Here is a 10,340-nt window from a genome sequence, read left to right as displayed (position 1 = left end):
TCTTAAGCTACAGCTACTACTGCCTTCGCTGTTCGGGACTTGAACCCTATAGATAGCGCCCATGCTGGGCGCACTAACACAAGAGGCTGCCTCCGTAGGGAGGCAGCCTCTTATCTTAGTCACAATTATACAGTTCACATGTTGCCAATTATAATCCGCCCATCATTTCTACGAGCTGATCCATTGTCATAACATCAGTTGGGATTTCACCAAACTTCTGATCACCGTTAATGTTGGACATCTTATTCGTAAAGTTCAGCTTCAACTTGATGTTGTCGCCAGCGTCTTTAGCATCGATATCAATTACGAACTTCTGGTAAACCGGATATCCATCCTTATCAATACCAGTCGTAATGCTCAATTCATTAACCGTCAAAGTTTGCTTCAGTTCATCCAAGCCTTGCTTAATATCGCTGTCTGCATTTGCCAGCTCCGATTTAACTGCATCGATGTCAGCTTGCTCCAGCTGGAAGTAGCTGCGGTATTCCTCTTTCGACATCAGATCCAGCAATGCTGGCAGCGCATCCTTCACGAATGTAGTTGCCGCTTGATCGAAGTTGTCTTTCGTAACTGCGAACTTAACAACCTGCTTTGCTTTCACATCCTCAGGAAGACCTGCATCTTTCACAGCGATATCCTTGAAGTATGTCTTCTCATCGAACTTGCTGACCACACTAGAGAAGAATTCACTGCTGAATTTACGCGTTGTTTCCATATTCGTCATAAACGAGATATCTTGACCGCTCTCTTCAGCAAGCTGCTTCATATCAAGTTCAATGAATTTATCAACCATTTCTGCCGGCATTGGCAGCATCGGGATATTCGGTACTTTAACATACAACTTATCTTGAGCCATCATCATCGGCAGTTCGAACTTAAGAGCCATGTCGCCAGGAATCTCAACGCCTAGCTTCATATCTGCTTGCATAGGCTCTTGCTGAATTGCACCTGAAATATCAAGCTTAGCATTCTTGAACATCGAGAGCATAGCTCCGATATCTTCGCCAGCAAATGATTCACCGCTCAGTTGGAAATCATCCACAGTAACTGAGGATGTGAATGCATATGATTTCATCTCAAGAGATTTGTTAAATGCACTCTCTACCGCTTCTTTCGAACTTTGCTTAGCTCCGCAACCCGTGACTACAAGTACTGATGCAAGCATCATAGCCAGGGCGCCTTTCATCCATTTCTTCTTCACAGTTTTCTCCCCCATCAAATTCCTTTTTGTTACCCATACCCAATTGATATTACCTTATCTATTCTTATTTGGAAATAGCTAATAAGTAATAAAATTTGTCTGATTTAGGAAAATATGAGACTCATGCCCTATGAAAGCAAAAGAAATTATGATTTTTTTTACAGAAAACTAGCATGTCCTAAGAAAATTAATGAATCGTATTCTTGAAACGTCCACCTTTAACATCATGAATATTGCCAATAGCCAAGAAGGCATGCGGATCATGCTCTTCCACGATCGATTTCAATTTGGATTCTTCCAGTCGAGTAATGACCGTAAAAATAACCTTGCGATCATCACCTGAGTAACCGCCTTCACCGTTCATATATGTCACACCGCGCCCTAATCGGCTAAGCAGCGCGTCGCCAATATCTTTATAATTATCACTGATGATCCAGACAGACTTGGATTCATTCAGACCTTCGATCGTAATATCGATCACCTTATAGGCAATGTAATAAGCAATAAGTGAGAACATTGCTTTTTCGAAGCCAAATACGAATCCAGCGATCGTCATAATAAATAAGTTGAAGAACATCACAAACTCACCAACAGAAAATGGAGACTTCTTCGAAAACAGTATCGCGACGATCTCCGTACCGTCCAGTGATCCACCGAATCGGACCGTGATACCAACACCTATACCAAGTATAAACCCGCCGTACACTACGGCAAGGAAGCTATTCGTAACAAATGGGTCAACCGGATGCAATAAAGCTGTAGCAATGGACATAACGGTTATCCCTAGCAGCGTAGACAATGCAAACGTCTTTCCGATCTGCTTATAGCCAATGACAAGAAACGGCAAGTTTAACAAGAATAAAAATATTCCAAGTGGCAATCCCGTGAGATATGACAGGATAATGGATATACCTGCGATGCCTCCGTCCGTCATCTGGTTCGGAACGAGAAATAGTTCAAGTCCTACTGCCATCAATATGGCGCCTGCTGAGATGAAAAATACTCGCTTAATAATGTTCGTCCATCTCAATCTACCGTGTTTGAGCGGAGCGAATGCTGGGACTGCTGATTCTGCTGCTTTCATGTCGGTTTGTTTTTGTTCTGTCATCAAATTCCCCCTCTGGATATTATTATTACACTATCTCTATCTATTATATCGGATTTCGCTGCCCATGGCACGTACCAAATCCTTTAAATGTAAAAATAGAAGACCTTCTTATACCTCCCGATCAGCTGAAGTGGTTGCTGTGGTTGGAAAGAAAGTCTTCTGCATTCACATGATTTACCACGTCACTAAATTGTGTACTATATTACTCAGCCTTCTGGATTATGATGATCCACGTGATTCCTGCTCTTAACCTTCTTCGAACCTGACAGTGGTTCCTGCTGAGCTCCTTGATCATCGCCTGCATGATGCCGTTGTCCCTGATTCGCTTTAGATTCTGGAACTGGTACCGCCTTAGACTTTGCCATTTGCTCATCTCCTTTTCATTGCACGCTATACAGCTCTATACCGAATCTGATGCCGGATGATCGTGGTTCAGCGCATCCTGATGACGTCGATCATTATGATCCTGCTGCAGCTGCTGAGCATGATGCGAATTTACGGCCTGTTCATCCAATTGTTTTGCGACGTTCGATAAGTTCTTATCTTTTCCATTAGCTTGAGTCATGCTTCTTCCTCCTCATACGGAGACGCTACGATTGCTTATGAGTCACGCTCTGCAGCGCCTGTGCGCATTCATGAATATGTCGAATATAGTTCTGTGTCATTTCCTGAATGACCTCGGTGCGCTCATCTACCGTCTGACCATCCCGTTCAACATCGACCAGTTGTACATTTACCTCACGAGAATCTACATAAGCACACGCAAAATCAAAGGAGTACATCTGGCGCCCCGCATTATCGATATGAATGCGAAATCCTTCTGGGACAGCTTCATCTGTCAAAACAGTCGCCTTATCCCATGGTTCCAACTTCTCAGGGAGCGTCTCCTGCCAGGCCTGAACCAACGTTTGCTGATCGACTTGAAGAGTATCTTCACTATGGTTATACATGAAATCACCACCTCCACTGTTCACAATTACAGTGTGCGGATGGTGCGCCGCTTTTATGCAGGTTGAGGGCAGAAAGAAAAGGCGAAGCAGACATCAAAAAAGCCATATCACTAAGTGATATGGCTGTTCATTCGTAATATGGCGGAGAGGATGGGATTCGAACCCATGTGGGCTTGCACCCTAACGGTTTTCAAGACCGCCCCGTTATGACCACTTCGGTACCTCTCCATATGATCGTCGACCGAAGCCGACAATCAAGATTATAGCATGCTTACTTCATGTAATCAAGCATTTCATTTGGTGTTTGCAATAACTTCTAGGCCACCCATATATGGACGCAGTGCTTCTGGGACAATAATCGATCCATCTTCCTGCTGATAGTTCTCCATAATGGCTGCTACTGTACGGCCTATCGCCAATCCCGAGCCGTTCAACGTGTGCACGAATTCAGGCTTCGACTTCGTATCGCGGCGGAAGCGAATATTAGCGCGGCGAGCTTGGAAATCCTCAAAGTTCGAGCAGGAGGAAATCTCGCGGTACGTACCGCCGCTTGGCAGCCATACCTCGATGTCATACGTCTTAGCGGAGCTAAAGCCTATATCGCCCGTACAGAGCGTCATAACGCGGTATGGAAGCTTCAGCAGCTGCAAGATGCGCTCTGCTTGACGTGTAAGGCTCTCTAGAGCCTCATACGAATCCTCTGGCTTCACCAGCTTCACCATCTCCACCTTATTGAATTGGTGCTGACGAATCAATCCGCGCGTGTCACGGCCTGCCGCTCCAGCTTCGGAACGGAAGCACGCGCTGAAGGCGGTGTAATTACGCGGCATTTCTTCCGCCGTTAAGATCTCGTCGCGGTGATAGTTCGTTACCGGTACCTCTGCCGTAGGAATGAGGTAATAGTCCGTGCCTTGCAGCCTGAACAGATCCTCTTCGAACTTCGGCAGCTGACCTGTGCCATACAAGCTGTCGCGATTCACGATATAAGGCGGCATCAGCTCTTCATAACCATGCTCAGTCGTATGTACATCCAGCATAAAGCTGATCAACGCACGCTCAAGTCGCGCACCCGCCTTCTTATAGAACACGAAGCGAGAACCTGTTACTTTTGCTGCTTTTTCAAAGTCCACAATGTCCAGATCTGCTGCTAGATCCCAATGCGCCTTCGGCTCGAAGCTGAATTCTCTCGGCTCTGCCCAGCGCCGTGTCTCGACGTTCTCGTCCTCCGACAAGCCCACTGGCACCGACTCATGCGGAACGTTTGGAATCGCTAACAGAAGCTCGTCCATCTGCTCCTCAATGGAACGGATCTCGTCATCCAGCTCCTTAATGCGATCACCAACTTGACGCATCTCAGCAATCACATCGTCAGCAGGCTGACCTGCTTTCTTAAGCTTGGCTACCTCTTGCGATACCATATTGCGTCGACTCTTCAATTGCTCGGTTTCTTGCAGCATTTCCCGACGCTTCGTATCCAGTTCTGGGAACGCGGCAATCATCTCCGGCGATTTCCCTCGGTTCTTGAGTGCTTGTTCCACACGTCCGAACTCATTGCGTAAATTTCTGATATCCAACATGGGTATCCCCCCTATAAATAGAAAAGGCTATTTTCCTCTAATAATCTATTATAAAGTGTGTGTCAAATAAAAACACCTTAACCCTATCCCATATGGGAAAAAGGGTCAAGGCGTTATGTCATATACAATTAAAACCGTTAACAGCTGTATTCTATTTAACGAACCGTTGCTTCGTGCTCGCGAACCATCTCTACAAAGTATTGATGCAGGCTCATATCATCCGTTAACTCAGGATGGAACGAACATGCCAACAGATGCCCTTGACGTGCGGTAACGATCTCTTCATTGTGCTCGCAGAGCACGTCTACAGCCCCGCCAACGGCTTCGATCAGCGGCGCTCGGATAAATACCGCCCGTACGGGTTGATCGATTCCTGACACTTTCAGATCCGTCTCAAAGCTTTCGCGCTGACGACCGAAGGCATTGCGTCTAACCTTCATGTCCATCAGGCCAAGATGCGGCTCTTCCGGTCCTTCGCTGCCGTTAATATGAGAAGCCAGCGCGATGAGTCCGGCACAAGTGCCGAATATAGGCTTGCCTTGTCTTGAGAACGATTGAATGGCTTCTATAAAACCATACTTTCGCATCAGCTTGCCAATCGTAGTACTTTCCCCGCCAGGTATGATGAGACCTTCTACGCCTTCCAGTTCTTGCGGCCACTTGATCGCGACAGCCTCCGAACCTGCGGCATTCAGGCTCCGGATATGTTCAGCAACTGCACCTTGCAGCGCCAGTACCCCGATCTTCATGCAGATAACCCTTCTTCCTAATCTATACTTCTATAGATACCGAATCTATATGATTACCAGCCGCGATCTTGCATCCGTTCGGATGGTGACAGCTTGGAGATCTCGATGCCCTTCATTGGAGTTCCTAGGTTCTTCGATACGCGAGCAATCAGTTCGTAGTCTGTAAAATGTGTTGTAGCTTCCACAATAGCACGGGCAAATTTCTCTGGGCTGTCGGACTTGAAGATACCCGAGCCGACAAATACGCCGTCGGCGCCAAGATGCATCATCAGAGCAGCGTCAGCAGGTGTCGCTACACCGCCAGCGGCGAAGTTAACAACCGGCAGCTTGCCGCTTGCATGGACCTGAGCCAGCAGATCGTAAGCTACGCCAAGGTTCTTCGCTTCCGCATACAGCTCATCCTTGGACAGGTTCTGCACCTTGCGAATCTGACCATTGATCAGACGCATATGACGAACCGCTTCCACGATGTTGCCTGTTCCCGGCTCACCCTTGGTACGAAGCATAGCTGCGCCTTCGCCAATGCGGCGAAGTGCTTCGCCCAAGTCCTTCGCTCCGCATACAAATGGAACCGTGAACTCATTCTTGTCGATGTGGTAAACCTCATCAGCAGGAGTTAATACTTCGGATTCATCAATATAGTCCACGCCCATGGACTCCAATATTTTTGCTTCCACGTAATGACCGATGCGCGCCTTCGCCATTACAGGGATAGAAACAACCTTCATGACCTCTTCCATAATAGTTGGATCTGCCATGCGAGCCACGCCGCCAGCAGCACGAATATCAGATGGTACACGCTCCAGCGCCATTACCGCAGTTGCGCCAGCAGCCTCCGCAATCTTAGCTTGCTCCGCATTCATGACGTCCATAATGACGCCGCCTTTTTGCATTTCAGCCATACCACGTTTAACTCGAGATGTTCCTGTTTCCATCCTATTAGCCTCCTGCCATATCAAGCCCTTCTAGGGCTTCTATAAGTTCACCCGTTTATTGTACATGAATGAATTTGTATAGGCAACTGTGTTTGTCGGAATTCTATGAATTAAAACAAATCTCCGATCGAGTAAAACAAATCGACAAAGAATTCCTTAATCCCACGCAAGAATAGTCTCCACCAGCTGCCCTTCTCTACATCTTCCGATGCGACCAGATTGACCGTCTGTTTCTGTTCACCGCTCTTGCCTTTATACGTGTAAGTAATCTCGCCAACCTTCTGACCGCTCTTGATCGGAGCGACCAGTTCTTCCTCAGGTGTGAGCTTCACTTCTGAAGTCAAGCTGCTCTCGTCAAAGTTCGATCCTTTATCCACAACGAAAGATACGTTCTTCTCTGTTACCACTGGGACTGTAGTAGAAACACCCTTAACGATAGGAGCCGTTTCATGGCCGACAACGGTTTGCTTAGGTGCGATCGCTTGCTTTACTTCGTAGTTAGTATAACCATAATCCAGAAGCTTAGCAGTATCCAAGAAGCGCTGCTCTTTGGAGTCTGTGCCCATAACAACGGAGATCAGACGCATGCCATCGCGTTCTGCCGTACCCGCGAAGCAGTATCCTGCTTCATCCGTGAAGCCCGTCTTCATGCCGTCCACGCCATCATAAGCGTAGCGTTTGAAGTTAGGGACATCCTTGTTCGCTTCGAGCATCCAGTTCAAGTTCTCAATCGAAGCCGTGTCGCGTTCACGGAACTTATATTTCTGAATCGTCGTAAATTCACTGAATTCCGGATGATCTACAACGATAGCGCGCACTAGCTTAGCGACGTCTTGAGCTGACATCTGTGTCTCCTGATCGCCTGTTGGACGGAACTCTTCAGGCATATCTCTGGAATCAAGTCCCGTTGCATTAATAAAATGAGCCGTTTCCATTCCTAATCGTTTAGCTGTCTCGTTCATCAGCTTGACGAACTCCTGCTCGGAGCCGCCTGCTACGTACTCAGCCAGCGCTACGGCTGCGTCATTCGCTGAACCGATCGCCATCGCGATGTATAGATCTTTAACCGAATGCTTGTCATTCTCCGCCAAGTAGATACGTGAGCCTTGCTGCAAGGACGCATTCTTGCCTGCTGTAACTTGATCTTCCCATGAGATCTCGCCGCTCTTTACCTTTTCCATAACAATATATTCCGTCATCATCTTCGTCATACTTGCTGGCGGCAAAGGAACATGGGAGTTGATATCAACAATCATCTGACCTGTCGATGCTTCCATTAAAATGTAAGAACTACCATTAAGACCTAGCGACTCTTTAGTCGGTGAGGCAGTTGGGGTCTGTGTAGTAGCAGGCTGTGCTGCAGGTTTTTCTGTTTTCGTAGTTTGCTGAGTTGCTGCCTCTGCCAGAACCACCCCTGTTGATGGCAGCAGTGTAAAGGCCAATATATTACAAGCGGTCACAAGCGCGACTACACGTTTCCATGATCGTTTGTTTTTCCTCACTGAAGTTGTTTCTTGATTCGTAAACACTCTTATAATTCCTCCCTAGTAAAACTATATGAAGCTATTCTACCATAGCCTGCTAGACAAAAAAAAGACAGGGTATAAACCCTGTCTCGTTTTATACAATAATATGGTATTACAGTGAATAGTTTGGAGCTTCCTTCGTGATTTGCACGTCATGAGGATGACTCTCACGCAAACCAGCGCCAGTAATGCGTACAAACCCTGTATCGTTTTGTAGCTCAGACAGATTAGTCGTTCCACAATAGCCCATACCAGCCTTTAAACCACCCAACAATTGGTGGATCGTATCGGCAAGCGGTCCTTTGTAAGCAACGCGTCCTTCGATACCTTCTGGAACAAGTTTCTTCTCATTGCTGCTCTCTTGGAAGTAACGGTCCTTGGAGCCTTGCTTCATTGCGCCAAGGGAACCCATGCCGCGATATACTTTGTATCGGCGTCCTTGATAAATCTCGGATTCGCCTGGGCTTTCCTCTGTACCTGCAAACAAGCTGCCAAGCATAACTGCACTTGCCCCTGCTGCAATAGCTTTCGTAATGTCGCCGGAGTATTTGATACCGCCGTCGGCGATAACAGGTATGCCATATTTACGTGCAACTGTCGCACAATCATATACTGCAGTAATCTGTGGAACACCGATACCTGCGATAACGCGAGTCGTACAGATGGAACCTGGTCCAATACCGACTTTAACGATAGAAGCGCCTGCTTCGATCAAGTCGCGAGTTGCTTCGCCGGTAGCTACATTACCTGCAATAATTGTTAATTCAGGATAGTTACTGCGAATTTGGCGAACTGCGTTGATGATATTGATGTGATGTCCGTGTGCGGAATCGACAACGATAAGATCCACTCCTGCTTCTACAAGAGCAGCTACGCGTTCGGCTGTATCCTTGGAGATACCAACAGCGGCACCGACTAACAGGCGTCCTTGTGCGTCTTTCGCTGCTTTTGGATATTGGATGGCTTTCTCAATATCTTTGATTGTAATAAGTCCTTTAAGCGTGTTGTCATCATCAACCAACGGCAACTTCTCGATCTTATGTTTCTGAAGAATAACTTCAGCTTGTTGAAGCGTCGTACCTACCGGTGCAGTAACGAGGTTCTCCTTCGTCATCACTTCTTGAATCTGAATGCTGAAGTCATGTACGAATCGAAGGTCACGGTTAGTCAAGATACCGATAAGCTTGTTATGCTCGTCCACAATCGGGACACCGGAAATGCGGAATTTGCCCATCAATTTATCAGCTTCAGCTACCGTATGCGTTTGTGATAAAGAGAATGGATTCGTAATAACTCCGCTCTCCGAGCGCTTAACGCGGTCAACTTCCTCAGCCTGCTGTTCTACAGACATGTTCTTATGAATGATACCGACACCGCCTTCACGAGCGATCGCAATCGCAAGCGGCGCTTCTGTTACAGTATCCATACCCGCACTGATAAATGGAACGTTCAACTTGACCTTGTCGCTCAGTCGCGTGGAAACATCGGTTTCCATCGGGAGTACGCTCGATTTACGAGGTACCAACAGAACATCGTCAAAAGTTAATCCTTCTTTAGCAAATTTACTTTCCCACACCAGAGTGTTCCTCCCTTAGCTGTTGTGCTTGCACATGTCTTTCCAAGATGTACAAAGCTAGTCTAATGTCTATAGTCGTTTATATATTATGCCAATATTAGCAGAGCCCAATAGGGGTGTCAAGGACGAGCGGCGCCCACTGGCAGTCGTAAACGGTTACATGTAGATATGGGTTGTTTTTTTTCAGAATGATTGGTAAATTAAGCATCTATTAACATGGTGCGAACCATAATCAAGCTTATCATGCTCACCAACAGGCTTATCAATACGGTTTGTGCTGCAGCAAAAAGCCCGCTGTTGAGTTGAGATCAATAGCGGGCTTTTTGTGGTCGATGCTGTCCTGTTCTCGTGGAGCTCCTTTATCGTGTTTGACCAAGCCTTCTTCTTATGCCGAGTTCTTGTTGTTGAATTAACTGCATTTCGTGCAGCTAATATGTAGTTGCTATATGTTGACCGAGTGCTAACTGCATAATGTACATCTATTTCTGCTACTTTAAGGCTCATTGTCCGATTCTAGCTGAACTGAATGTACAAAATGCAGTTAGTTTGTGTTTTAGGGCAGTCATCCGTGCAATTAGATGCACAAAATGCATCTAGCCCGTGAGGGGCAGGCATTGCACATACAGGTATCCACCTATGTGGATTCGACCTCATGAAAGCCTGCGCATCATTAACCTGCCACATAGAAAAAGCCCGCTGTCGATTCGAGATCAACAGC

At 46.7% G+C, this 10,340-nt stretch carries 10 protein-coding genes and 1 tRNA gene; all 11 read right to left on the bottom strand.

What is annotated here, in order from left to right; all coding sequences use genetic code 11:
* Window positions 1–148: 148 nt before the first annotated feature.
* Window positions 149–1,201 carry a DUF6612 family protein gene (locus AC3WTP_RS23150; protein ID WP_492396982.1) on the bottom strand — a complete coding sequence of 351 codons (1,053 nt, stop codon included), beginning with the start codon at window positions 1,199–1,201 and terminating at the stop codon, window positions 149–151.
* A 187-nt stretch (window positions 1,202–1,388) separates the two neighbouring features.
* On the bottom strand, window positions 1,389–2,309 hold the full coding sequence (locus AC3WTP_RS23145; RefSeq protein ID WP_492396981.1) for a YitT family protein: 921 nt from the start codon (window positions 2,307–2,309) through the stop codon (window positions 1,389–1,391).
* A 206-nt stretch (window positions 2,310–2,515) separates the two neighbouring features.
* A complete protein-coding gene (locus AC3WTP_RS23140) occupies window positions 2,516–2,674 on the bottom strand; it encodes a small acid-soluble spore protein P (protein ID WP_492396980.1) in 159 nt (52 codons plus the stop codon).
* A 35-nt stretch (window positions 2,675–2,709) separates the two neighbouring features.
* Window positions 2,710–2,874: a hypothetical protein gene (locus AC3WTP_RS23135; protein WP_492396979.1), complete on the bottom strand. Its 165-nt coding sequence runs from the start codon at window positions 2,872–2,874 to the stop codon at window positions 2,710–2,712.
* Window positions 2,875–2,899: 25 nt separating this feature from the next.
* Complete coding sequence (locus AC3WTP_RS23130) at window positions 2,900–3,259, bottom strand: hypothetical protein (protein WP_492396978.1); 360 nt, start codon at window positions 3,257–3,259, stop codon at window positions 2,900–2,902.
* A gap of 139 nt (window positions 3,260–3,398) precedes the next feature.
* Window positions 3,399–3,487 (bottom strand) — tRNA-Ser (locus tag AC3WTP_RS23125).
* Between the two features lie 65 nt (window positions 3,488–3,552).
* Window positions 3,553–4,836 carry a serine--tRNA ligase gene (gene serS, locus AC3WTP_RS23120; RefSeq protein WP_492396977.1) on the bottom strand — a complete coding sequence of 428 codons (1,284 nt, stop codon included), beginning with the start codon at window positions 4,834–4,836 and terminating at the stop codon, window positions 3,553–3,555.
* 155 nt (window positions 4,837–4,991) lie between these two features.
* The gene (gene pdxT / locus AC3WTP_RS23115) at window positions 4,992–5,585 is read right to left on the bottom strand and encodes a pyridoxal 5'-phosphate synthase glutaminase subunit PdxT (protein WP_492396976.1); all 594 of its coding nucleotides are present in this window, start codon (window positions 5,583–5,585) and stop codon (window positions 4,992–4,994) included.
* A 53-nt stretch (window positions 5,586–5,638) separates the two neighbouring features.
* Window positions 5,639–6,520: a pyridoxal 5'-phosphate synthase lyase subunit PdxS gene (gene pdxS, locus AC3WTP_RS23110; RefSeq protein ID WP_492396975.1), complete on the bottom strand. Its 882-nt coding sequence runs from the start codon at window positions 6,518–6,520 to the stop codon at window positions 5,639–5,641.
* 110 nt (window positions 6,521–6,630) lie between these two features.
* Window positions 6,631–8,049, bottom strand: a complete 1,419-nt coding sequence (locus tag AC3WTP_RS23105; protein WP_492396974.1) for a D-alanyl-D-alanine carboxypeptidase family protein — start codon at window positions 8,047–8,049, stop codon at window positions 6,631–6,633.
* Between the two features lie 109 nt (window positions 8,050–8,158).
* Window positions 8,159–9,622, bottom strand: a complete 1,464-nt coding sequence (gene guaB, locus AC3WTP_RS23100; RefSeq protein ID WP_492396973.1) for an IMP dehydrogenase — start codon at window positions 9,620–9,622, stop codon at window positions 8,159–8,161.
* Between the last annotated feature and the right edge of the window lie 718 nt (window positions 9,623–10,340).

The sequence above is a fragment of the Paenibacillus sp. EB106-04-04-XG159 genome, assembly GCF_058791835.1.
The sequence above is the reverse complement of the archived record's forward strand: the minus strand, read 5'-3'. Positions and strand labels throughout refer to the sequence as shown.